The 22,619-nt window shown below is 40.8% G+C and carries 25 protein-coding genes; 11 read left to right on the forward strand and 14 right to left on the reverse strand.

Annotated elements, in window-relative coordinates; translation table 11 throughout:
- Positions 1–103 precede the first annotated feature (103 nt).
- Positions 104–922 carry a hypothetical protein gene (locus ACINWC141_RS04300; RefSeq protein WP_009388199.1) on the reverse strand — a complete coding sequence of 273 codons (819 nt, stop codon included), beginning with the start codon at positions 920–922 and terminating at the stop codon, positions 104–106.
- Between the two features lie 647 nt (positions 923–1,569).
- On the opposite strand from ACINWC141_RS04300, the gene ACINWC141_RS04305 reads away from it, so the two are divergent.
- The 5 genes from ACINWC141_RS04305 (at position 1,570) to ACINWC141_RS04320 (ending at position 6,699) form a co-directional block, all read left to right on the forward strand.
- A complete protein-coding gene (locus ACINWC141_RS04305) occupies positions 1,570–3,015 on the forward strand; it encodes a cytochrome ubiquinol oxidase subunit I (protein WP_009388188.1) in 1,446 nt (481 codons plus the stop codon).
- A complete protein-coding gene (gene cydB / locus ACINWC141_RS04310) occupies positions 3,008–4,015 on the forward strand; it encodes a cytochrome d ubiquinol oxidase subunit II (RefSeq protein WP_009388297.1) in 1,008 nt (335 codons plus the stop codon). The genes ACINWC141_RS04305 and cydB overlap by 8 nt, the downstream gene beginning before the upstream one ends.
- 14 nt (positions 4,016–4,029) lie before the next feature.
- Positions 4,030–4,164, forward strand: coding sequence for a hypothetical protein (locus ACINWC141_RS19325; protein ID WP_000749813.1), 135 nt, complete (start codon positions 4,030–4,032; stop codon positions 4,162–4,164).
- Positions 4,165–4,262: 98 nt separating this feature from the next.
- Positions 4,263–5,681, forward strand: a complete 1,419-nt coding sequence (locus ACINWC141_RS04315; RefSeq protein WP_009388311.1) for an aminotransferase-like domain-containing protein — start codon at positions 4,263–4,265, stop codon at positions 5,679–5,681.
- A 100-nt stretch (positions 5,682–5,781) separates the two neighbouring features.
- A complete protein-coding gene (locus ACINWC141_RS04320; protein WP_009388322.1) occupies positions 5,782–6,699 on the forward strand; it encodes a LysR family transcriptional regulator in 918 nt (305 codons plus the stop codon).
- Positions 6,700–6,758: 59 nt separating this feature from the next.
- Here ACINWC141_RS04320 and madM read toward each other — a convergent pair whose 3' ends face one another.
- From madM to ACINWC141_RS04375, 11 genes are all read right to left on the reverse strand, one after another.
- Positions 6,759–7,523: a malonate transporter subunit MadM gene (madM, locus tag ACINWC141_RS04325; protein WP_009388184.1), complete on the reverse strand. Its 765-nt coding sequence runs from the start codon at positions 7,521–7,523 to the stop codon at positions 6,759–6,761.
- A complete protein-coding gene (gene madL / locus ACINWC141_RS04330) occupies positions 7,516–7,932 on the reverse strand; it encodes a malonate transporter subunit MadL (RefSeq protein WP_005132242.1) in 417 nt (138 codons plus the stop codon). The genes madM and madL overlap by 8 nt, the downstream gene beginning before the upstream one ends.
- Positions 7,933–7,980: 48 nt before the next feature.
- Entirely contained in the window at positions 7,981–8,919 is a 939-nt protein-coding gene (gene mdcH / locus ACINWC141_RS04335) for a malonate decarboxylase subunit epsilon (RefSeq protein ID WP_009388296.1), read from the reverse strand.
- 12 nt (positions 8,920–8,931) lie between these two features.
- Positions 8,932–9,546 (reverse strand): malonate decarboxylase holo-ACP synthase, encoded by a 615-nt coding sequence (locus tag ACINWC141_RS04340; RefSeq protein WP_034677619.1) that lies wholly within the window; start codon positions 9,544–9,546, stop codon positions 8,932–8,934.
- Positions 9,537–10,364 carry a biotin-independent malonate decarboxylase subunit gamma gene (mdcE, locus tag ACINWC141_RS04345; RefSeq protein WP_009388316.1) on the reverse strand — a complete coding sequence of 276 codons (828 nt, stop codon included), beginning with the start codon at positions 10,362–10,364 and terminating at the stop codon, positions 9,537–9,539. Before mdcE ends, ACINWC141_RS04340 begins: the two co-directional genes overlap by 10 nt.
- Complete coding sequence (locus tag ACINWC141_RS04350; RefSeq protein WP_009388257.1) at positions 10,361–11,212, reverse strand: biotin-independent malonate decarboxylase subunit beta; 852 nt, start codon at positions 11,210–11,212, stop codon at positions 10,361–10,363. The genes mdcE and ACINWC141_RS04350 overlap by 4 nt, the downstream gene beginning before the upstream one ends.
- Positions 11,205–11,504, reverse strand: a complete 300-nt coding sequence (locus tag ACINWC141_RS04355) for a malonate decarboxylase subunit delta (RefSeq protein WP_009388203.1) — start codon at positions 11,502–11,504, stop codon at positions 11,205–11,207. Before ACINWC141_RS04355 ends, ACINWC141_RS04350 begins: the two co-directional genes overlap by 8 nt.
- 2 nt (positions 11,505–11,506) lie before the next feature.
- On the reverse strand, positions 11,507–12,391 hold the full coding sequence (locus tag ACINWC141_RS04360; RefSeq protein WP_009388249.1) for a triphosphoribosyl-dephospho-CoA synthase: 885 nt from the start codon (positions 12,389–12,391) through the stop codon (positions 11,507–11,509).
- Positions 12,391–14,070, reverse strand: coding sequence for a malonate decarboxylase subunit alpha (gene mdcA, locus ACINWC141_RS04365; protein ID WP_009388306.1), 1,680 nt, complete (start codon positions 14,068–14,070; stop codon positions 12,391–12,393). The genes ACINWC141_RS04360 and mdcA overlap by 1 nt, the downstream gene beginning before the upstream one ends.
- A 165-nt stretch (positions 14,071–14,235) precedes the next feature.
- Positions 14,236–14,829 carry a GNAT family N-acetyltransferase gene (locus tag ACINWC141_RS04370; protein ID WP_009388298.1) on the reverse strand — a complete coding sequence of 198 codons (594 nt, stop codon included), beginning with the start codon at positions 14,827–14,829 and terminating at the stop codon, positions 14,236–14,238.
- A 42-nt stretch (positions 14,830–14,871) separates the two neighbouring features.
- On the reverse strand, positions 14,872–15,507 hold the full coding sequence (locus tag ACINWC141_RS04375; protein ID WP_009388202.1) for an FMN-binding negative transcriptional regulator: 636 nt from the start codon (positions 15,505–15,507) through the stop codon (positions 14,872–14,874).
- A gap of 115 nt (positions 15,508–15,622) precedes the next feature.
- On the opposite strand from ACINWC141_RS04375, the gene pdxR reads away from it, so the two are divergent.
- Positions 15,623–17,113 (forward strand): MocR-like pyridoxine biosynthesis transcription factor PdxR, encoded by a 1,491-nt coding sequence (gene pdxR, locus ACINWC141_RS04380; protein WP_034677621.1) that lies wholly within the window; start codon positions 15,623–15,625, stop codon positions 17,111–17,113.
- Between the two features lie 7 nt (positions 17,114–17,120).
- Here the strand turns inward: pdxR and ACINWC141_RS04385 are convergent, their stop codons facing one another.
- Both ACINWC141_RS04385 and ACINWC141_RS04390 read right to left on the reverse strand, forming a co-directional pair.
- The gene (locus ACINWC141_RS04385) at positions 17,121–17,810 is read right to left on the reverse strand and encodes an LrgB family protein (RefSeq protein ID WP_002114481.1); all 690 of its coding nucleotides are present in this window, start codon (positions 17,808–17,810) and stop codon (positions 17,121–17,123) included.
- Between the two features lie 12 nt (positions 17,811–17,822).
- A complete protein-coding gene (locus tag ACINWC141_RS04390; protein WP_009388209.1) occupies positions 17,823–18,254 on the reverse strand; it encodes a CidA/LrgA family protein in 432 nt (143 codons plus the stop codon).
- Between the two features lie 110 nt (positions 18,255–18,364).
- Here ACINWC141_RS04390 and ACINWC141_RS04395 point away from each other — a divergent pair, with 110 nt between their 5' ends.
- The 5 genes from ACINWC141_RS04395 (at position 18,365) to epsC (ending at position 22,618) form a co-directional block, all read left to right on the forward strand.
- Positions 18,365–19,270 (forward strand): LysR family transcriptional regulator, encoded by a 906-nt coding sequence (locus ACINWC141_RS04395; RefSeq protein WP_009388310.1) that lies wholly within the window; start codon positions 18,365–18,367, stop codon positions 19,268–19,270.
- Positions 19,271–19,389: 119 nt separating this feature from the next.
- On the forward strand, positions 19,390–20,016 hold the full coding sequence (yfcF, locus tag ACINWC141_RS04400) for a glutathione transferase (RefSeq protein WP_009388229.1): 627 nt from the start codon (positions 19,390–19,392) through the stop codon (positions 20,014–20,016).
- Positions 20,017–20,050: 34 nt separating this feature from the next.
- Positions 20,051–20,899, forward strand: a complete 849-nt coding sequence (gene yghU, locus ACINWC141_RS04405) for a glutathione-dependent disulfide-bond oxidoreductase (RefSeq protein WP_009388185.1) — start codon at positions 20,051–20,053, stop codon at positions 20,897–20,899.
- Between the two features lie 249 nt (positions 20,900–21,148).
- Entirely contained in the window at positions 21,149–21,658 is a 510-nt protein-coding gene (locus ACINWC141_RS04410; RefSeq protein ID WP_009388195.1) for a rhodanese-like domain-containing protein, read from the forward strand.
- A gap of 18 nt (positions 21,659–21,676) precedes the next feature.
- Positions 21,677–22,618, forward strand: a complete 942-nt coding sequence (gene epsC, locus ACINWC141_RS04415; RefSeq protein ID WP_081400013.1) for a serine O-acetyltransferase EpsC — start codon at positions 21,677–21,679, stop codon at positions 22,616–22,618.
- Position 22,619 lies beyond the last annotated feature (1 nt).

The following is a 22,619-nucleotide window of genomic DNA, read 5'->3' on the forward strand; positions in this document are numbered from 1 at the left end:
ATAAAATATTTATTTCACATGAAAACGATTATTTTTTTATAACTGTATTCATTCTTTATATAAGAACCCACACACAGACATAAAAAAGCTCATCTCCCAAGCCCTAAAATAGCTCTTTTTGTCTAATGCTCTGCTGACTTTGCAATAAGGTTTGCATATATTCTGAATAGACAGATAATTTCTCGAAAATATGCTCTGAATAGAACATATCATCAATTAAATGCGTCATTTGAGGTGTAGTGAAGGTATCGCACAACCCTACAAGTGCCGCATTCATTTGGGCAAATTGTGCACATAATTTCACATAAGTTTCATCTTTATTTTTAAATAATAATTTCTTCATTTCTAAGTCTTTTATATCTTTTAAATCACCGCTTTGTTTGGGATTAATCCAATAAATTTTGACTTTTAAGAACTGTTCCAACTCTTTTAAATGTTCTAAATCTAGGTCTAAACCTGTAATAAAAAAAACCGTTGAGAGATCACTTCGGCACAGTGCCTTGATTAGGCTTAAATAAATAAACTCAACTTCATTAAGTTCTGCAAGTTCCAAATCTATATAAATTTTTAAGCTTTCTAGGACTTCATCTACTTTAAAGAGTACTTTCTTTTCAGCTTGGTAATATTTATTAAGAATAGAAAGCACAGGCACAGTTGCAGGTGTCGTATAAATGGAAGGCTTGTTTAAGTTTGCAAAAATAAAAGGTGAAAATAGGTAGGCCACGCTACTTTGCTGTGGCCCAATATGAGATTGGATTAAATATACAGTTTCACCTTTGGAAAAGTCTCTGAGTACTTTTGCTCTTAATAAAGTGGCTTCAAAATTAACGTAGGTTTGCTCCAACTGAGCCAATATAGATGCAGGAATAGGCTGATTTTTAATAATTTTATGCAGGACATTGAGTTGAGAAGTAATAAACATTTTTTAACATCCAAGCTATTTTAGAAGAGCTACACTTAAATCAGGTCTTTAATAACCTACGTAACAACCAGACCTCAAACAAAACAACAAGGGAATAAAAAAGAAGTAATTTATCCTGCGCTTATATAAAACCAAAGTCGCATTGATGTTGCTTATAACGATGATTTTGGCCATTCGTAAATCTTGTTCATTTATTTTGGACTTTAGGTGAATGGATATATAGCTACAGATAATTGAAAAAAAACTATAGCACACCTCACAATTGCACCCAGCTGTTATAGTTTTATAAAAAATTTCTGTATCTACATATACAAAACTTGCGAGTGCATGATTAAGAAAACTTCTTAAGGTAGGTAGTTTTCATGAAGCAATCTATGGTGCATCGTCAGATATTTCATCAATGTTTCAATGCAACATGCATTTTTACAAATGCAACATCAAGCATAAACTTTGTTAACAGATTGAGAACAATCAATCAGTCTATTCTCTTGAAATATCAAGCAATTATATTGCTTTACCCTGTTGGCATTTTACTTGCTAAGAACATTTATCGCAGAAGTAAGTTTAATCCTCAGAATACTTTGTTGCCTGAAAATAATTATTTAACTCTTTTAACCATCATCAGCTAGTTCACAGGGGGAAAGTATATGAGCCTCGGTCTAACCGCTCTAGAATTAGCGCGAATACAATTTGCTTTTACAGTATCCTTCCATATTATTTTTCCGGCTACTTCTATCGGTCTTGCCTGCTTTTTAGCAGTGTTAGAGTGGAAGTGGTTAAGAACCCAAAACCCGATTTATAAAGATCTATTTAAATACTGGATTAAGATCTTTGCCGTTGCCTTTGGTATGGGTGTGGTTTCGGGCGTGGTCATGAGTTATCAGTTCGGTACGAACTGGAGTGAATTTTCACGTGTCGCCGGAAGTATTACTGGTCCCTTACTTACCTATGAAGTCTTGAGTGCCTTCTTCTTAGAAGCTGGTTTCTTAGGCATTATGTTATTTGGTTGGGGACGTGTTGGTCCTCGAGCCCATTTCTTTGCAACACTTATGGTTGCCATCGGAACATGTATTTCCATGTTCTGGATTTTATCTTCCAATAGCTGGATGCAGACCCCGCAAGGCTTTGCCATCGAAAACGGTATTATTGTACCAAAAGACTGGTTTGCAATTGTCTTTAACCCATCCTTCCCTTACCGCTTTGCTCATATGGGTGCAGCCGCCTTCTTAGTTTCATCATTATTGGTGGTCGGAACATCTGCATGGCATTTAGTAAAAGGCCGTCGTGATGAATTGGTAAAAAAATCGTTCTCGATGGGTTTATGGATGGTGCTTGTGACTTCATGTTTACAAGTAGTGATTGGCGATAACCACGGGTTAAATACTCGTGAACATCAACCTGCCAAAATTGCTGCAATGGAGGGCCACTGGGAAACCAATCATAATGAGCCTATGCCACTATTGCTATTTGCAATTCCAGATATGAAAGAAGAACGTAACCACTTCGAAGTGGGTGTTCCTTATTTGGGTAGCTTAATTTTAACGCATAGCTTAGATGGCCAAGTGACAGGCTTAAAAGATTTCGCACCTGAAGATCGTCCAAATTCCACCATCATTTTCTGGAGTTTCCGTGTAATGGTGGGGCTTGGTGTACTTATGGTCACCCTGTCACTCATTGCGCTTTGGCTACGTAAGCGTGGAAAACTCTATGAAACCTCATGGTTTCATAAATTTGCCTTAATGATGGGTCCGGCGGGTTATGTTGCAATGCTTGCTGGTTGGATTACTACCGAAGTAGGCCGTCAACCGTGGGTGGTATATGGCATTATGCGAACTAAAGACGGTCTATCGCATACGGTTTCCGCAGAACAAGTCGGCCTGAGTCTCTTTATTTTTGTAGTGGTGTATACCATCGTTTTTGGTAGCGGTATTTACTACACCTTAAAACTGATTAATAAAGGCCCTGTATTTATCGATACGCCAAATATTGAATCTGGTGGCGTTGGGCACTTTAAAACACCAATGCGTCCACTTAGTGCAGTCGATGAAAATATTGACAGCAAACAAAACTCTGGGGAGAACCGTCATGATTGATCTTTCTTTAATATGGGTCGGTATTATCGGTTTAGGTGTGATGATTTACGTGGTCATGGATGGCTTCGACTTAGGGATCGGGATTATGTTCCCATTCATTAAGAACAGCCAAGAACGTGATGTAATGATGAATACCGTCGCCCCTGTCTGGGATGGTAATGAAACGTGGATGGTACTCGGTGGTGCGGGTCTATATGCTGCATTTCCACTGGTCTATTCAACAGTTTTATCAGCGTTATATTTACCTATTATTTTCATGGTGATTGCCCTAATTTTCCGTGGCGTTGCTTTTGAATTCCGTTTTAAAGCTCATCGTACCAAACATCTTTGGGACTTGGCTTTTATTTGGGGTTCAGTTTTAACCAGCTTCCTACAAGGGATTATTTTAGGTGCTTATATTCAAGGGATTAAAACCGAAAATGGTATTTATGCAGGTGGCTCTCTGGACTGGTTAACACCGTTTACCATCTTTACAGGTATTGGTGTAGTTGCGATGTATGCAACTTTAGGATGTGGCTGGCTCATTTTAAAAACTGAAAAAGGCTTGCAGCAACGTATGTATGAGCTTATGCCAAAACTGATTATTGCACTGCTGATCATTTTTGGTGGCGTAAGTTTATATACGCCGTTGACTCATCCTGAAATTGCAGATCGCTGGTTCTCTTTACCAAACCTTTACTATTTTAGCCCAGTTCCTATTTTGGTCTTATTGTTTGTCGGCCTGATTTTATCAGCTTGTAAGAAGCAAGATCATGACCTCAAACCATTTGCGTATACATTGGCGCTGGTCTTCCTTGCATTTACAGGCTTCGTCATTAGTTTATGGCCATATATTATTCCGCCATCAGTGACTATTTGGCAGGCCGCGGCACCTCACTCAAGCCAGATGTTTGCTCTGGTCGGCGCTCTTATTTTAATCCCGATCATTATTGCTTACACCATTGTGTCTTATTGGGTATTTAGAGACAAAGTTCGTGTAGGTGATGAAGGTTATCATTAAGTATGGAGGGTTTTATGAAAAAGTCATCAGTTAAACTTAATCAAACTCAATGGTTTATTCTCTTATGGCTTGGCGGTTTTTTAGCCTTAGCTGTGATTGCTGGTTTGTTTAAAGTGATATTGATTTATGCCGCCCCGTACTTAAAGTAAATCTATCGTTCTAAACAAATGCCGTTTGTAGATTCTGCAAACGGCATTTATTATTGAGTAAGCGCTTCTTTTATTTTGTCATTTTTGGCAGCCAACACATGTATAAATCTGAACAACTTGCCCATAGTATTCGCCAACTCATTGAGAGCGGAAATTTAAATGCGCATGAGAAACTCCCGTCTTTAAGAGATCAGGTACAACGTTCTGGTTTTAGCTTAATGACTGTCATGAATGCTTACCAAGAACTTGAATCTCAAGGGCTCATTTATTCAAAAGAAAAATCGGGTTATTTCGTTGCCGAGCAAATTGCTCTTAAACCTTTAGAACAGTATTCGGTTGTTTCACTTAACTCTAAAATTGAAATTAATTCTTTAGTTTTTAAATATCTCAAATCGATTCAACATGAATCTGTCATACCTTTTGGTTCAGCTTTTCCAGATAGTCAGCTTTTAACAGCACCCAAACTCATCCAAATTATGGGACAGCTTGCACGTCAAAGACAAAGCTACGATCAAACCACAAGCCTACCTCCGGGTAATTTAGCGTTAAGAAAACTGATTGCTCAGCGCTACTGTATGCAAGGCATACAGACCGACCCAGATGACATTGTCATTACATCTGGCGGATTAGATGCACTGAACCTTTCTTTACAAGCAGTTGCTCAACCGGGCGATTATATTTTATTACAGCAAAACGTATTTTATGGTGCTTGGCAAGCCGCCGAGCGTTTAGGTCTTAAAGTAATTACTATTCCTGAACATCCTCAACATGGTTTTGATCTAGATGCTTTCGAACAGGTCATTCAAACCTATCCTATCAAGGTGTGTTGGCTCATGCTGAATGCCCATAACCCGATTGGTTTTACTGTTAGTGATAACATTAAATATAAAATTGCCAAGTTACTTCACGAACACCAAATTTATTTGATTGAAGATGATGTCTATGAAGAGCTTTTTTATGGCGGCCAAAAACCACTTTCAATGAAGTATTTTGACCAGCAAAATCTGGTACTGCACTGCTCGTCTTTTTCTAAAACATTAGGTGCAGGTTTTCGGGTCGGTTGGGTCTATGCTGGTAAATTTTCAGACCATATTCAACACTTACAGCTCATGAGTACCATTTCAGTCAATGCACTCATTCAAAATGCATTGGTTGAGTTTTTGTCTCATCATCATTATGAAAAGCACTTGCGTATACTTAGGCTTTCCCTTGAACGTTATAAAAAGCAGTTTTATCACTACTTAAAGCAGCACTTACCGAGCTCTTGCGAAGTGTATTACTACCCAAGTGGCTATTTTCTATGGGTCAAACTTCCCAGCACATTAGACAGTATGCAAGTTTATGAAGCGTTGATTAAGCAAGACATTGGCGTTGCACCAAGTCCTCTTTTTAGTGTTTTACCTGCACAGCAGCATTATTTGAGAATCAATTGCTCTTTTGAATGGAACACTAAAATTCAAAGCGCATTAGATCAAGTGATTAAAACTATTCAACAAAGAGTTGAAGCAAGTCTCTAAAGAAATGCTTCGACCTAAGCACAATTTTATAGACTTTATTTTGTGGTAACTTTATAACTCAAATCTATAGTTTTAAGGGAAATAGGTTCAAAGGATTAATATGGAAATTGATGAAGAACTCACCCTTAAAAAAATACAGATTTTTTTGGCTTTTATGCGCTGCGGAAATTTGTCTAAAACAGCCACAGAAATGGATCTTAGTAATGTGAGTGTTCATAAAGCTCTGCATTCTTTAGAGAGTGCTTTACGTTGTCCTCTTTTTAAAAATGAAGGACGCAATCTCATTCCTTTAAAAAGTGCTTATGTATTTGAAGAACGTGCACAAAAAATCGTACAAGACATTTTTATTACCGTAAATAAAACCAGAGAAGCCGCTGGCTTTGCAGCCAAGGTTTTACATTTAGGGTCTCTTTATTCTTTGACGGTAAATACGATTCCAAATGTGATTAGCGGTCTTAAACTCAGACGCAGTGAGCTTGATATTCAACTGTTGCTGAGTTCGAATCAGGACTTAGTGAAAAAGCTGAAAGCTACGGAGCTGGATGCCATTATCGTAGCGTTAAATGAAACCACTCAAGATGATGACTTTGAAATTTTGCCGATGTTTTCAGATGACATTTTTTTGGCCGTCAATAAAGATTCAAAATATGCAGATTTTAAAGACATTGATTTAAGCCTTTTAAAAGAAGAAACTTTTTTAACTTTAACTAAGGGTTTTGCAACTCATAACGACAGTGACATTATTTTTAAAAAAGCAGGTTTTTCACCAAAAGTTGCTTTACAGGTCAATGATATTTTTACCTTAATTAGTATGGTCAGCTCAGGTGTCGGTTTTGCTCTACTACCCGGTCGTATTTCTGCTGTTTATGAAAGTTCAGTAAAACTTATTCCACTAAAACAGCAATATCATATGCAGCAAGAAATCGGTTTGGTCTTTCTAAAAAGCAAAGAACGAGACCCTAACTTATTGGCCTTAATTGCCGAGTGCCGTATGTTTGCCTCTAATTTTAAAAGATAAAAATAAGGGCCGTTGTATTAGTTAACAACAGCCCTTTTGTTTGAGCACTAAAATACGTATCAGCCTACCAAAGCTTTAACCGCGAAGAATAAAACAGTTGGTCCCATTAAACAGCCAAGACCCGTATGAAACGTTGCTGTAAGCGCACCATAAGGAACTAAACGACGATCTGTCGCTGCTAAACCAGCCGACACACCACTTACAGTTCCTGCCAAGCCACCAAAAATCATGGCAGAACGTGGATTGTCTAATCCCATAAATTTTGCGGTAAGTGGTGTTGAAACCATTACACAAATTGCTTTCACCAGCCCCGTTGCAATTGACAGCGCCATGACCTCAGAACTCGCACCAATTGCAGCTCCCGTCACTGGTCCCACAATGTAGGTCACTGCACCCGCACCAATTGTGGTAATACTCACCGCATCACGATAGCCAAAAATCCACGCAAACATACAACCGACAATAAATGGCAAAATGGTTCCGAGAAATAAAGAGAATGCGCCAATAAACCCAGCTTTTTTCGCTTCAGTGGCTTGTACCTCAAATGCAGTTGCGACAATGGTAAAGTCACGAAGCATTGCACCGCCCATCAGCCCAACACCTGTAAAGAGTGCAAGATCGGTTATGCCTTTTTCACCACCCGTCATTTTTCCGCCAAACCATGCCAAGATTAAACCAATCACAATCGCAATTGCTGAAGCATGCACTCGTCCATTGGTTAAATATTTAGATAGCTTGGTCGACAACCACATAATTAAAGCAATTAAGGCGAAAGCTGTAATTAAACCTAAATGGGTTAAGTCTTTTAATAATAATTCAACCATGAACTTTGCCTCCAATGCGGTTTAATGTGGTGTCTTCTTCCTTCGGTAAAGGGCTTGCTTTGTTGTAACGACTTAAGCCCGCAATGGTGAGTGTACAAACGATAACTGAAACTACCGCCGCAAAAAGTGCCATATGTCCACTAGATAATGCTGTAACCACATTTTGTTGTGCAGCCATAGCAACAACAACAGGAATGTACATGGTGCCCCAGAATGAAACGCCTTTTTCGGTTTCAACTGTCATAACACCACGTTTTTCCATCCATAACCGTATGCAAATGAGTAAAATCATGGCGATACCCACGCCACCAACATTGGACTTTACACCCAATAAAACGCCCAACAAATCGCCAACAATAACACCCACCAAGGTGCAAAGTGCGAGCAAACCAACTCCATATATAATCATGACAATCCCTCATATCCTTGGATCATTTATGCTTTTGTAAAATCTGACTCAAAAAGAAAAACTATTTGCCTGTTCTTTTTGCATTGCCATCTGAATAGTGTCTATGCGTGTCCCTTGAAATGACAACACGGTTCCTTCTTTAAATGTTCGGCGTGCAAGTGTAGTAAGCACCGTTCCCGGCAAAGCTTCGATCTGTAACCTCACACCTCGCTCCCATGCAGCTTGGATGGTACTTTCCCAATCTACAGTTCTACTCATATTAAAAGCCAAGTCATTACCAATCTGTTCTGGCTTACCAAGTGTACGAGCCGTTGTACCACTTAAATAACGTATTTTAGGCTGCTTTAAAGTGACTCCCTCCATAGCCGCTGCAAGTTGCTTTGCTTGCTGACTTAATAGTTCACAGTGCGATGGCACCGATACATCTAATTTTTTTGCTACCACGCCTTGTTGCTTTGCCAAAACAGCAACTTGGTTCATGGCTTCAAAGCTTCCTGAAATAACGATCTGGTTATGTGCATTAATATTTGCGACAAACACCTCTGGCGTTATTCCATAAATCTGTTTGACCCATGTTTCAACAGCTGCACGGTCTGTACCAATCAGAGCAGTCATACCATAGCCAGTTGGATAGGCGTTTTGCATAAGTTCACCTCGATAGGCAACTAAACGAACGGCATCCTCAAAGGCTAAAACTCCTGCTGCAACCGCAGCCGACCATGCACCAATTGATAAACCTGCTACATAATCTGGTGTTAAGTTTTCCGCTGTTAATAAGGCTGAACTCACCACACCTGAAATCAGTAAACAAAGCTGTACTGCACGTGTCGATTGCAATGCAGCCGGACTATCTAGCATCAAGACATCTTCTTTGAGTGTATCCGATGCACGCTCAAGGTATTCTTTAACCAGTGCGGTTTGAGGTAAGTCGTGCAACATATTGCTTCGTTGCACACCTTGTCCTGGATATACCCAAATTGAAGCCATGATATCTATTCCCTAATTCCATGGGTTTTCTAATAAGACAGCACCATCGGAACGTTTTAATAGAACTTTTCCGCTATTCCTTGCCCATTCTTTTAACGCCAAACCACCTTGTGGTAGTTGAAGCTGTATATCCACATTCAGCCCTACTTGCTGAAAATTTTCGAGTAACTCAATTGCCTGTTTTTTGGCAAAAGGTTGTTCAGCTCGAATCAACAAATCTATGTCACTTTGCTGAGTTACTGTTTTAATGCCCGTTGCCAGCTCAAACCCGAAACTTCCTGTATATCCCCAGCATCCTGAAAAATTTTTCATGATGCTGGAAATGGTCTGTAAACGTTCTGCCAAGTGCTCAAACTGCTGCGTATCTACATCAACATGAGTCAATGCTTCAGGTTTAAGCTGTCTGCTAATTGCAGACCGTGGCATTTGAGCTGCATATCGTTGATAGCGAAATTGCCCTCTTACACCCACAGCCACCTGATTTCCAGGAGTAATTGCCCGTCGAACCACAACAGGATCACCTCGTTGCAATACTTGTTTCACCCAAAGTGGAGCATCATCGGCTAAACAATCGACCGTCATGCCCCACAGTAAATCATGGGCTTCGAGCTTAAGTTTCATAACCATTGCTCACGCAATAATTCACGGACTTTTTTAGACATTTGACGGTTTTGGCCGTGAAGTCTTTGTTCCAATCCTCTAGATTGATCAGCATTAATTTCTTTAAACGCTTGAGCAATCATCTGCTTCGCTAACAAAAGATCATCGTTTGTCGGTTGTTCAGGGTTTTCAACAGATAACAGTTCAGATAACAAACCAAGTGTTGCATAATTTTCAATGTCATAAGCCATTGGCGGAATGCTTGAGGCCAATTGCTCTAACTCATCAACCGACCGTAAGGTAACGCGTGCAGCAGATTCCTTACCCATCGCATGCACCATAACACCTGAATCTTTTAAGGCAATAATACGATTGGCTTGGTATCCATGCGCCAAGAAAGCACCCGACATCGACTTACCAACCAATAAACTGACAACAGGATGGCCTGCCAATCTGGCTCTAGCATAGCTATCTACTGCACCCGCTAAAGCTTGATGAATACCTAATAATTCTTCACGGCGCCCATAGGCCTGACTTGGCACATCAACCAAGCATAAAATGCCGCGTTTAGTTTCTGAATGAACATCGGCTTGAATCACGTCATCAACTGCTTTTGCCAAACTCCAGCCTTCCAAGACTCCAACTTCACCTTGTCTCGCGCGTGGGAACAAATTATTACTGTCTTGGACAACTGCAATCACACGTATCACTTGCTGATCAATTTGACCATCAGCCACCCAAACCGAAGCTGGAAAACCTTCAACTGTCTTAAAGCCTTGCGTGAGTGCTTTAAACCAATGTGCACCACGAGTAGATGCTTTTAATGTATCAACGGCGATATTCATGCTTGCTCTCCTTGATACAAAGCTTGAACCTGTGCTGGGGTAATCTGCTCAGCAGTATCGACTTGTTGTAGCTTTTCTAAATAGAATGAGTAATTTGAACTACGATACTGCTGAGGCACGCCTTGAGTTAAATAATCGATGACTTGCTGACGAATTTTCTCGCGATCATCGTCTACATAAGCATCTGCCAAACCACTAGCGAAACGCTGATTACCACCCGTAATACTCCATATAAATGGACGATCTTTGGCGTTATATTCTTGTACACCAGCTTCTTGTTCAATCACTTGCGGGCCATTTAAACCTAAACGTCCTTCTTGTGTCATTACAATATAGCTACATAGGCCAGCCGCAATTGACATACCGCCAAAGCACCCTACACTGCCTGCAATGACTGCAATCACAGGTTGATACTGACGTAAGTTCACAATTGCAGCCTGAATTTCAGCGATTGCAGCCAAACCCAGATTTGCTTCTTGTAAGCGAACTCCGCCCGTCTCTAATAGTAAAATTGCCGCTGTCGGAATACCTTTCAGATTGTCTTCAACTGCAAGTTCTAAGGCACCCGCAATTTTAGCTCCGCCTACCTCGCCTAAACTTCCGCCTTGAAATAAGCCTTCAATAGAAATTAGAACCACTGGGCGTTCTTGAATAGATCCTTTTGCAATCACTACACCATCATCGGCTTGCGGCACAATATTTTGCTGAGCCAACCAAGGCGACATAACACGAGCAAATGGGTCGAGCAACTCTCGAAAAGTCCCTTCATCTAATAGCGCTTTGGCACGTTCTCTTGCGCTGAGTTCAATAAAATCTTGTTTATTTAACAAACTCTGAATATCAGTCATGAGCAATCTCCTCCAATGCTTGTTCCAGACGTAAGCGAACGACACCGGGAGTTGCACCAAAGTCATGAATATCAATATTGACCGCTGGCAGTATTTGCGCAGTAAAAATCCGTTCAAAAAGATTGTGCCAACGTGCTGCACTGCCATCTACCGAAGTCACTACCTGAATAGAGGTCTTTCCCTTTTCACCGGGTTCCATCAAAATTTCTAAATCACCCGAGCCAACACATCCTACTAGTGCTTTTTTTACAGGTGGCTTTGTCGCCACAAATTCAAAATGAAGTGTTTCCATAATCAAAATCCCTTTTTATTTTTTAAAGATGAATGCTCAGCACGATCTATAAACAAGGTTGCTGCCAACAAATCTGCGGCACCACCAGCTGAAGCTTTCATCCGAAGCAGGTCAATCTCTAAAAGATGCAAAGCACGTCGACCTTCCAAGCTTGAGCTACCGCCCAAATCGAGTACTTGCTGAGCACCTTGTTGCATACGCTTTAAACCATTTGTTCCAGATCGATAAAGCACACAGGTATCGGTTAGATCCGTCATCATGGCAAGCAAGGCATCTAAACGTGCGAACTCTTCTTTCATAGGTTTACTACGACTTTGGTAAAGCTGCTTTAAGCCAAAATTTACGATGGTTGGAAAACCTTGTTGAGCCTGTTCTTTAGCACCTAAGATGCCTAATTTCTTTTGTACTTGCTGACCATGACTCAAACCCTGCTTTGGAATAAAGCGATCTTCAAGCTGAGCAATCTGGCCTGCTAACTGGCATAGCTCAACAGCAGAAAAGTACTGTTGATTCGTGTGCGCTAATGCTGCTGCGGTAACCATTAAACCCAAGGCCCAAATTGCACCGCGGTGTGTGTTGACACCATCTGTTGCCAACATCATGGTCTTTTCACCTTGGCGACCGATTTCTCCAATGTCTTCACGCAAAGCTAAACAGACTTTTCCATGATGTTTTGCAGCTTGCGCCATCGCATCAAACATAGGCCCTAAACTTTTCGCAGAGCGCTCCATTAACTCTAAAGTCAGGTCATTGTGTGCACCACTGCCACGGCGATCGACCAAAGCTGGTTTCGGTGTCAGATTAACTTCATCAATTAACGCTTCGACTGCCATATCTGCCAAAAGCTGACTATCGCTGAGCGTTTGATATTGAACTTGTGCCATCATTACCAACTCCTAAATTTTGCAGGGGGTTGATATAAACCATCAGACCATGTCACCAAGTCGGCAATATTTTTTGCAGCTAAAAGTTCACGTGTGGCATCGGTACGGCGAATACCTAAATCTTCAGGGAATACCACCAGACCTTCACGTCTCAAGCGCGCTGTTGTTTTAGGGTCTTGAGTTAAACCAATACTGGTCACACCTGCCACAGCAGCAATCATGGCTTGACGCTCTTCTTGGCTGCTTGCTTTATATAAATAAGCAATGCCTTCTTCGGTCAGTAAGTGAGTGACATCATCGCCATAAATCATAATTGGTGCTAAAGGTAGGCCTGCTGTTTTAGCCACATCAATGGCATCAAGACGCTCTACAAAAGTCGGCTTGCCACCCTCTTGGAAGGTTTCCACCATTTGCACAACTAACTTTTTACCACGTGCCAAATAGGTTTCTGTTTCATTGGCACCTTGCAAACGCATATCCAGCCATGCTGGCGTATCGTGACGACGTCCGCGTGGATCATGCCCCATATTTGGTGCACCACCGAAACCAGCTAAACGACCTTTGGTGACAGTCGAAGAATGGCCCATGCCATCAACTTGCAAAGTTGCGCCAATAAACAAATCAACGGCGTACTGACCTGCCAGCTGACACATCATACGGTTGGAACGTAAAGCGCCATCACGACCTGTAAAGAAAACATCAGGACGAGCTGCAACATATTTTTCCATGCCGAGTTCGGTACCAAAACAATGCACGCTTTCAACCCAACCTGTTTCAATCGCTGGAATTAGGGTGGGATGCGGATTTAGTGTCCAGTTTCGGCAAATTTTTCCTTTTAAACCTAAAGACTCACCATAGGTCGGTAAAATCAGTTCAATTGCCGCAGTGTTAAAACCAATACCATGGTTTAACGATTGCACATTATGCTTTTCATAAATTCCGCGAATTGCCATCATCGCCATTAGTATGTGCACAGGCTTAATGTGTTTCGGGTCTCGAGTAAATAACGGTTCGATATAAAATGGCTGGTCTGCAACCACCACATAATCCACCCAAGAAGCAGGAATATCGACACGCGGTAAATCTGAAACGTCATCGACCAGTTCATTCACCTGAACAATCACGATACCATCGCTAAAAGCCGCAGGTTCAATGAGCGCAGGAGAATCTTCGGTACTTGGGCCTGTATAGATATTGCCTTGACGGTCGGCCATAAAACCAGCTGAGAGCACCACATTTGGAATGAGGTCGACTACTAAACGTGAATATAGTTCGATATAGGTATGAATGGCACCAATCTCTAGCAGTCCATCTTCAATTAACTGGCTAATACGTAAACTTTGTGGGCCAGCAAAAGAAAAATCGAGCTTACGCGCAATACCTTTTTCAAATAGATCAAGATGTTCCGAACGCCCAACGCTTGGCATGATCATATGTAAATCGTGTAAAACATCTGGATTGGTTTGTGCCAAAGAGCGTGATAAAAAATCTGCTTGCTTTTGGTTATTCCCTTCGAGTACAACTTTGTCACCCGGTGTAATTAAGGTTTCCAAAACTTTAATAATGTCTTGAGTGGGAATCACCACACCATCGGTATATTGGTTTGCCATCTCTAGTTTTAGTTGTTTGGCATGACGCCGCTTTGTCCATAACCGTTCTTTATTCTGAACTGAGCCTTCCATGTGTTTACCTATAGATCGCAGTTTTGTTCTGAATCTATAAAAACGCTTTATGGACTTTCGATCAATCAACCTCCATCAGCGCTCATTAACCTCAGGTTAATGATTGCCGCAGCTTCTCTCTTCTGGCTAAGCCAAAAAAGAGAAAAGCAGTTTGTTTAAATCTTTTTAACGCGGTTTACTCAATAACCATTCCAGATTTTGGCGAACCGCAGGCCACTCATGTTTTAAAATGCTATAAACATGGGTGTCGCGTAAAATATCATCTTTCACAATTTGATGGCTTCTGAGCACACCATCCAGCTTTGCCCCTAAACGAGCAATTGCAGCTTGGCTTTGAACGTTTAAAGAAGATGTACGTAACTCAACTGCAATGCAGTCTAAAGTCTCAAATGCATGAGCCAACAATAATTTTTTACATTCAGTATTTACAGGCGTACGCTGTGCAGATTTTCTGTACCACGTCGAACCAATTTCTACACGGCGATGGGCTTCTTCAATATGCATTAAAGTTGTCATGCCCAACGCTCGCCCCGTTTTTCGGTCTTCAATATAAAATGGCAGCATAGAACCAGATTTTTGCAAATCAAGACGTCTTTCAATTTCAGCAGTCATCTGTTCAGGTCTTGGCACACGGGTATACCAAAGATTATAGAGTTCCCCATCGCAAACGGCCTCTGCCAGTGAGTCAGCTTGAGTTACATCTAGCGGTTTTAAAATAACGTGTTCACCCACTAACTCAACAGGTGTAGTCAAAGACATCTTTATCTCCTTAATTGATATTAAAGTTTTATATTTTCAAAATTATTTATTTAACTCAGCCACACTGTACATGGCATTCGCTATGGTTTGATGACCAGATTTCGATAGCCCATCTGCCGCGCCTAAAATGTCTCGACGTTCTTTGTTTTGCCCAAGTTTTGATTTTCCTTGAAGCTGGGTAATTTCAATTTCGATACCGACAATGGCTTTTAACATCGGTTCAAGATAGTCCTTTGGTGCATCGGACATTTTCCATGGTTCAGGTTGAGATGCTTCATGGGTACGAGTTAAACGAGCCACAACACCACGGACGTAACGTTCATCATCTCGAATGGTCACTTTGCCATAAGCATGCACAACCCTATAGTTCCATGTCGGCACTTGTCTGTGCTGTTCATGTTTGGATGGGTACCAGTTTGGTGAAATATAAGCATCGCCTGCTTGAAACACGACGAGTACCTCATCTCCATTTTTAATATCCTGCCAGACAGGATTAACTCTAGACACATGCGCACGTAGTACACCAAATTCCCCTTCGTTTGCCTGTAATTCGAATGGAAGATGGTTTGCATCTAAGCCATTACTTCCATGCGTAAAAAGCACACCAAACGGATATTCGGTAATAAGAGAATGCAATACATCCAAACGGTTTTCTGCATAATCATCGGGGATATACATGGCTCAAAACCTCACTGTAAATATCAGGGTTATTTATATTTTGTGTTGTAAATTTTCTGGTTTCTGTGGTTTATTAAAAAGAACCACTTTGTATTTTTTTAAGTAGACCAGAATTATGGCAAGAATGGCAAAAGTTGTTGAACTTCCGTCGATTGCAAAGATTAATAAAAGCCAAGGAAAGATAAGTGCTCAACTGACCCAAGCTTTGCGTGAAGCTGTACAAAGTGGTGATTTACAGCCTGGCGATCCGTTGCCTTCTTCACGAGAACTGGCTCAAACACTTGGGGTCGCTCGCGGAACGATTATCGAAGCTTACGATCAGCTTTTAGCCGAAGGTGTTTTTGACTCTCAACCACGAACGGGCACCTATGTGTCTCATGCTTTAGCTAAAAAAACTACACCACAACATTCTCAAAAAGAGACCACACCTAACTCAACCCCTTTGACGAAGTCGGCACTCTCCTATGCTCAAGTGCTTAAAGAGTTTAAACCGCTTCCTCATGCCCCTTTTGCAGTGTCTGTTCCCATTGCCCGCACCCAACCGAGCGACATCTGGCGTAAGTTTGGTAATAAATTTAGATCACGAGGTGCTGGTGCTCCTTCGGGTTATGGTGAACCTCAAGGCGTGCTATCACTAAGAATTGCTATAGCCGACTATGTACGTCGATCCCGCTCTGTCCACTGTGAACCTGACCAAATTGTGATTACTCCCGGTATTCAGCAATCACTTTATATTTGTAGCCAGATTTTATTTGAAGCAAAAGATGAAGTTTGGATTGAAGATCCAGCTTATCGGGGTACAACAGCCATTTTTGAGCATGCTGTACAAAACATTCGGATGGTGCGTGTTCCTGTTGATGAAGAAGGTATTCAGGTTGAAACCGGAATTAAACTTTCTAAACATGCACGTGCTGCTTTTGTGACACCGTCTCACCAATATCCACTTGGCATGCCGATGAGTCTAGCAAGACGTACGGCTTTATTGGCTTGGGCAAAACAGCAAAATGCATGGATCATTGAAGATGACTATGACAGTGAACTCCGTTATAACGGTCAGCCCTTCCCATCTTTACAAGGTATGGCGCCCGACCAAGTCATTTATCTTGGGACTTTCAGTAAAGTCCTATTTCCATCACTTAGACTTGGCTATGCAGTATTGCCTAAAGAATTGGTGGCACCTTTTTGTGGGCTTAGAGTATTAATTGATCGAAACCCACCTGCTGCCGACCAGCATGTTTTAGCTGCTTTTATTCAAGAAGGTTATTTAGAGCGGCATATTCGACGAACTCGAAATGTCTATGCAGAAGTTCGAGAATACATTATTGGCTTGATTGAAAAATACATACCTCAAGAACTGGCTTGGTTACAGCCGGGCGATCAAGGCATGCATATGGTGTTATGGCTTGCTCATCATATTAATGACATTGACGTTGCAAGCTCAGCAGTCGATGCAGGCATTGCCATTAAAGCAATTTCACCGACATTTTCAAAAGAGCAACAACGTTCGGGGTTAATTGTTGGCTTAGGCGATTTTGAACCTGAACTAATGAAACAAGCCATAAAAAAATTATCAAGAATTATTCAACAACATGACAAATCAAGTTAGATAAAATCTACAACAGCAACCATAGATGAATCGCAAATGGTCCAATCAGTACCATTAAAATACCAGCAATAACCATGGTTAAACTGGCAATTACCCCTTCTTCACTATTGCGCTGCTGTGCTCTAACTGTACCAAAACCGTGGGCTGCATTACCAAAGGCCGCCCCATTTGCTACGTTAGAACGGATTTTAGTAATCGCTAAAATCGCATCGCCGCAAATCATACCGACCAAACCAGTAATAACGGTAAATAGTGAAACCAATGCTGCCGAACCATGAATATCTTCGGCTAAAATCATGGCAAAAGGTGTTGAAATAGAACGTGCCATTAAACTGTTGGTCACTTCTGGGCTAAAGTGGAACCACTGAGCCATCTCATAGGCTGACATCACACCTACACTCATCCCCACAATAATCGCAATTGAAAGGACTCCAAGGTTTTTACGAATCGTTTCCCGATAACGATAAATCGGTACAGCAAACGCAACCGTTGCAGGCCCTAATAAATTAACAATCCACTGCGTATCTTCTGAATAAGTTTGGTATGAAATTCCAAAAATCGTCATCAAAATGATGGTGAGTACAGGCACACTAATCGCGGGTGACAACCAAAGTTTTGGATTTTTCTGATAGATCCGCTTTGCCACAATATAGGCTGCCAAAGTCCAGATCAGACAAAGAATTGACCAGATATTCATGTCGTTTGCTCTTTAGATATGCTTATGTTGAAGACGTTTTCGAACCTGTAAATAAGCTTTCAAACGATTGTAATAGTGAATCGTCAGGCACGTACTGAGCATGACCGAAATGGTCCCAACTGCAATGCTCAAGACAATTTGCCAGCCTTCGGTCATAAATAAAGTTTTATATTGAACGACGGCGACCACCACGGGCACAAAAAACAGTAATAGCTCACCTAAAACAACTGTTGCTCCCATTGCTACCTGATCCATTTTGATAATTTTAAAGAACAGGCATAGAAGTAATAAAAACATACCTAAAATACCTGCGGACACAGGTACACCTAGTTTTTGATGTAAGAGATATCCGACCCACCAAAAACCAGCCAAAATCAAAATTTGTTTAACTAATGCTAAAAATGAAGGTTGTGTGGGTGATCCAGAAGCAGATTCAGTACTCATTTTGCGAAATTAAATGGTTAACTACACCATTATGCTATCTTGGTTAAAGCTGCTAAATATGAATTATTCATGTTAATATTATTCCAAAATGGAATAATCTATTCTTTATTATGCTTTCTCTAAAATCACTACAGTGCTTCGTTACATTGGTAAAAACTAAAAGTTTTACCCGTACTGCTGAAGAGTTGTATCTGACTCAACCCACTATTAGTAAAATATTACAGCAGCTTGAAGAGCAACTTCAGGTACAACTTTTGGTTAAACCTGATCATGGACGAAAAAGACAAATTGAACTAACTGAAATTGGAGAGCGCATTTATCAACATGCAATTGAGCTTCTTCAGGCAGAACAGAACATCTTTCTTGAAATTGAAAACTATCAACAATTAAAAACAGGGACTTTAAAACTTGGCGTTCCGCCTTTAGGTTCGCAGCTTCTAACGACTGCCCTTTTTGATTATCACCAACAGTGGCCTGATATTGAATTGGCTTTCATGGAAGTGGGTTCACGTGGTATTGAACAAGCGTTGCTGAATAACGAGCTAGATGTGGGCGTTTTATTGCAGCCTTTTAATGAGCAAATTTTCAATAGCATTGAGCTATGTAATTACCCATTAATGGTTCTTTTACGTCGTGATGCGACTTGGGCAAGCCGTAAAAAATTAAACCTAGAAGAACTACAACATCAATCGTTTTTGATGTTTCCTGAAAACTTCTCTTTAAATAGTATTATTCTTGATGCCTGTAAGCAGCATGGTTTTTACCCAACCATTGCTTGCCGGACCAGCCAATGGCACCTTTTGGCAGACATGGTGCTACAACGTATGGGAATTGCCCTCTTGCCACAATACTATACTGACATGCTTGACCCGACTTTATTTGCCGCAGTGCCGCTTGAAAAGCCAAATATTCAGTGGCACTTAGTCATGGCTTGGAAAAAGAACCTTCCTGTTTCACCCGCAGTACAAGCTTGGCTCAGCATTGTCCGTCAACATTTTCTGCACATTAAACCGTGATTTCAAGCACTGAAATAGTATGATTCAAAACCGATAAAGCTTTTCCACAAAAAAGTTACCCAATCTTGGATCAGCTCACTTAGACTAGACCCATCTGTTTTATGACATGGACAATAACAATGAATAATGAACATTTTAAGCTGTACACAGATTCACAATTTCTAAGCCCCTATGCGTTTACAGTTTTTGTAGGGTTACATGAAAAACAAATCCCATTTGAAATAGCAACCATCAACTTAGGTCAGCAAGGCCAATTTGAAAAATCTTACGTAGAAAAGTCATTAACAGCCAAAGTGCCTGTACTTGAACATAACGATTTTGCCCTATCAGAATCGTCTGCTATTTTGGAGTATCTTGAAGACCTCTATCCAGACACATCTATTTATCCAAAAGATATTCAGGCACGTGCAAGAGCTAGACAAATTCAGGCATGGCTCAGATCAGATTTAGTGGCTTTAAGAACTGAACGTCCAACCGATGTTATTTTTATTCAGCCCAAGTCCACTCCACTTTCAGAAGAAGGTCAAAAAGCAGCCGAGAAACTTTTCTTTGTTGCAGAAAAACTTCTAGCGCCTCATGCCGAATTTCTTTTTGGTTCATGGAGCATTGTAGATGCTGAACTCGCGCTGATGTTACAACGCCTTATTCAAAATGGTGATGCTGTGCCAGAGCGCCTAAAAAATTATGCATTACAACAGTGGCAACGCCCAACAGTACAAAAATGGCTTGCCTTAAGACATAACTAAGCCCTTATATTTCAACCAAACATGAGATAAAAAAATGAGTGATTCAAATTATATTCCTCCAAAAGTTTGGCAATGGACTGGAGAAAAAACCGATTTAAACCAACCTACTTCAGGTGCGCGTTACGAACATACGCTTCCTGTCGGGAAACACCCGCTCCAGCTCTATTCTTTAGCAACTCCTAATGGACAGAAAGTCACCATTATGCTGGAAGAGCTTTTAGCATTGGGACATCAAGATGCTGAATATGATGCTTGGCTGATTAAAATTGGTGAAGGTCAGCAATTTGGCAGTGGTTTTGTAGAAGCTAATCCAAACTCAAAAATTCCAGCATTGGTTGACCACAGCCAAAACCCGCCGTTAAGAGTATTTGAATCTGGCTCAATTTTGCTTTACTTGGCTGAAAAGTTTAAAGCATTCATTCCGACTGATATTGCTGCACGTACTGAATGTCTTAATTGGTTATTCTGGCAAATGGGCAGCGCGCCTTACTTAGGTGGCGGCTTTGGGCATTTTTATGCCTACGCACCGGTTAAAATTGAATATGCAATTAATCGCTTTGCCATGGAAACAAAACGATTACTTGATGTGTTAGATCAGCATCTAGCAAAGCATGAATATTTGGCAGGTTCTGAATATAGCATCGCTGATATTGCTGCATTCCCTTGGTATGGTGGTCTGGTTAAAAACTGGGTCTATAACGGCGCGGAGTTTTTAGGTGTCGACCAATATAAAAATGTTCAGCGCTGGGCAGATGCGATTTTAGCGCGCCCTGCGGTTCAACGTGGTCGTATGGTCAACCGTACTTTTGGCGATTTAGAAACGCAGTTACATGAGCGCCATGATGCCAACGACTTTGAGACCAAAACGCAAGATAAAGTTTGATTGTCCTTTAAAATATTTTGCCCGCCCTCTTAGCGGGCTTTTTATTAAAATAATGAATTTAAAATTTATAATAACTATAGATTAAAACAATATAATAATATTCAACCATTTTAAAAATTCATTCCCAAAATCATTTAAATCCATTTTATTAAAAATAGATATATAAATAGATATTCATTATTTCTGCTTATATTTAAAACCGCGTAAATTGAACCTTAACAATCTGAATCAAAGATAAGGATATATTCAATGAACGCTAAATTAAATACTGAAACTCCGCAAAGTTTTATCTCAAATGGTTCAAATACATCCTTTTCAGCCGAAGATATTCTTGCTAAAGCACAGCAATACGCACAAGAACACGAACTAAATTTTAGTGGCAGTTTATCACCTGTTGACGCATGGCAACTCGTACAACAAGGAGAAGCTGTTTTAGTTGACGTACGCACCAATGAAGAACGTAAATTTGTAGGTTATGTTCCTGAAAGTATTCATGTGGCTTGGGCAACAGGCACGTCATTTAACCGTAATCCACGCTTTTTAAAAGAACTTGAATCAAAAGTTGGTAAAGATAAAACCATTCTTTTGTTATGCCGTAGTGGCAACCGTTCAGCACAAGCAGCCGAAGCCGCATTTAATGCTGGTTTTGAGCACATTTATAACGTTCTTGAAGGCTTTGAAGGCGACTTAGATGATCAGCAGCAGCGTAATCAAAAAAACGGCTGGCGGATTCATCATCTCCCTTGGCAACAAGACTAAAACTTCAATAAATTTTCAGTGAATCAAGGAAAGCTTGTGACTCAATGGAACATTAATGCTGTTGTACAGGGCTTACAACAAGCAAGGCATGACTGGCGTCAGCAACAGCATAGAATCAAAGAATTTGGGGGCCGCGAACTTCCATCTAAAGAGGCACTAAAAGCCATCTTAGATGACCTTTGTGGCATTTTATTTCCAATGCGTTTAGGCCCTGCTGACTTACGCCAAGAAACTGAAGATTCTTATATTGCCTATACTTTAAATCGGGTTCTCACTGCATTACATACTCAAGTACAACTGGCTTTAAATTATGAGGCAAAACGACATTTAGGTCATTCGAACACAGTGCAATCACCACAGGAACTTGCTCAAACTATTGTGCAGGATTTTGCCAACACATTGCCCTCTATACGACGTCTTTTAGACGGCGATGTGCGTGCAGCCTATGAAGGTGATCCAGCAGCACATAGTGTCGATGAAGTATTACTCTGCTATCCGGGCATATTTGCGATTATTCATCACCGAATTGCGCATCAACTCTATGCTCAAGTGCCTTTATTGTCGCGCATTATTTCTGAGTTAGCGCATTCTGCAACGGGTATTGATATTCATCCGGGTGCGCAAATTGGCAAAGGATTTTTTATTGATCATGGGACTGGTGTGGTGATTGGTGAAACTAGCGTTATTGGGGAACGTGTTCGTATTTATCAGGCCGTGACCCTTGGAGCAAAACGCTTTGAAACCAATGATGATGGTGCTTTGAAAAAAGACTATATACGCCATCCGATTGTTGAAGATGACGTCGTGATCTACGCAGGCGCCACTATTTTAGGCCGTATTACCATTGGCCGAGGTTCCATTATTGGGGGTAATGTCTGGCTTACACATAGTGTTGCCGCGGGGAGCCAGATTTTACAGTCGCCAAATGAGTCCTATCAAAAAAATCATATTCCCGGTTAAG

Origin of the sequence: Acinetobacter sp. WC-141, assembly GCF_000313935.1 — a bacterium.
In the GTDB taxonomy this organism is placed as follows: Bacteria; Pseudomonadota; Gammaproteobacteria; order Pseudomonadales; family Moraxellaceae; genus Acinetobacter.

Excerpts from the sequence above, each read along its gene's own strand:
- ACINWC141_RS04320 (WP_009388322.1), top strand. The coding sequence starts at position 5,782 with ATGGAAATTGATGAAGAACTCACCCTTAAAAAAATACAGATTTTTTTG.
- ACINWC141_RS04410 (WP_009388195.1), top strand. The coding sequence starts at position 21,149 with ATGAACGCTAAATTAAATACTGAAACTCCGCAAAGTTTTATCTCAAAT.
- ACINWC141_RS04305 (WP_009388188.1), top strand. The coding sequence starts at position 1,570 with ATGAGCCTCGGTCTAACCGCTCTAGAATTAGCGCGAATACAATTTGCT.
- mdcH (WP_009388296.1), bottom strand. The coding sequence starts at position 8,919 with ATGGCTTCAATTTGGGTATATCCAGGACAAGGTGTGCAACGAAGCAAT.
- ACINWC141_RS04390 (WP_009388209.1), bottom strand. The coding sequence starts at position 18,254 with ATGAGTACTGAATCTGCTTCTGGATCACCCACACAACCTTCATTTTTA.
- madL (WP_005132242.1), bottom strand. The coding sequence starts at position 7,932 with ATGATTATATATGGAGTTGGTTTGCTCGCACTTTGCACCTTGGTGGGT.
- ACINWC141_RS04355 (WP_009388203.1), bottom strand. The coding sequence starts at position 11,504 with ATGGAAACACTTCATTTTGAATTTGTGGCGACAAAGCCACCTGTAAAA.
- ACINWC141_RS04370 (WP_009388298.1), bottom strand. The coding sequence starts at position 14,829 with ATGTCTTTGACTACACCTGTTGAGTTAGTGGGTGAACACGTTATTTTA.
- mdcE (WP_009388316.1), bottom strand. The coding sequence starts at position 10,364 with ATGAATATCGCCGTTGATACATTAAAAGCATCTACTCGTGGTGCACAT.
- ACINWC141_RS04350 (WP_009388257.1), bottom strand. The coding sequence starts at position 11,212 with ATGACTGATATTCAGAGTTTGTTAAATAAACAAGATTTTATTGAACTC.
- ACINWC141_RS04375 (WP_009388202.1), bottom strand. The coding sequence starts at position 15,507 with ATGTATATCCCCGATGATTATGCAGAAAACCGTTTGGATGTATTGCAT.
- yfcF (WP_009388229.1), top strand. The coding sequence starts at position 19,390 with ATGAATAATGAACATTTTAAGCTGTACACAGATTCACAATTTCTAAGC.
- ACINWC141_RS19325 (WP_000749813.1), top strand. The coding sequence starts at position 4,030 with ATGAAAAAGTCATCAGTTAAACTTAATCAAACTCAATGGTTTATTCTC.
- ACINWC141_RS04300 (WP_009388199.1), bottom strand. The coding sequence starts at position 922 with ATGTTTATTACTTCTCAACTCAATGTCCTGCATAAAATTATTAAAAAT.
- madM (WP_009388184.1), bottom strand. The coding sequence starts at position 7,523 with ATGGTTGAATTATTATTAAAAGACTTAACCCATTTAGGTTTAATTACA.
- cydB (WP_009388297.1), top strand. The coding sequence starts at position 3,008 with ATGATTGATCTTTCTTTAATATGGGTCGGTATTATCGGTTTAGGTGTG.
- mdcA (WP_009388306.1), bottom strand. The coding sequence starts at position 14,070 with ATGGAAGGCTCAGTTCAGAATAAAGAACGGTTATGGACAAAGCGGCGT.
- ACINWC141_RS04385 (WP_002114481.1), bottom strand. The coding sequence starts at position 17,810 with ATGAATATCTGGTCAATTCTTTGTCTGATCTGGACTTTGGCAGCCTAT.
- yghU (WP_009388185.1), top strand. The coding sequence starts at position 20,051 with ATGAGTGATTCAAATTATATTCCTCCAAAAGTTTGGCAATGGACTGGA.
- pdxR (WP_034677621.1), top strand. The coding sequence starts at position 15,623 with ATGGCAAGAATGGCAAAAGTTGTTGAACTTCCGTCGATTGCAAAGATT.
- ACINWC141_RS04340 (WP_034677619.1), bottom strand. The coding sequence starts at position 9,546 with ATGGTTATGAAACTTAAGCTCGAAGCCCATGATTTACTGTGGGGCATG.
- ACINWC141_RS04360 (WP_009388249.1), bottom strand. The coding sequence starts at position 12,391 with ATGATGGCACAAGTTCAATATCAAACGCTCAGCGATAGTCAGCTTTTG.
- ACINWC141_RS04315 (WP_009388311.1), top strand. The coding sequence starts at position 4,263 with ATGTATAAATCTGAACAACTTGCCCATAGTATTCGCCAACTCATTGAG.
- ACINWC141_RS04395 (WP_009388310.1), top strand. The coding sequence starts at position 18,365 with ATGCTTTCTCTAAAATCACTACAGTGCTTCGTTACATTGGTAAAAACT.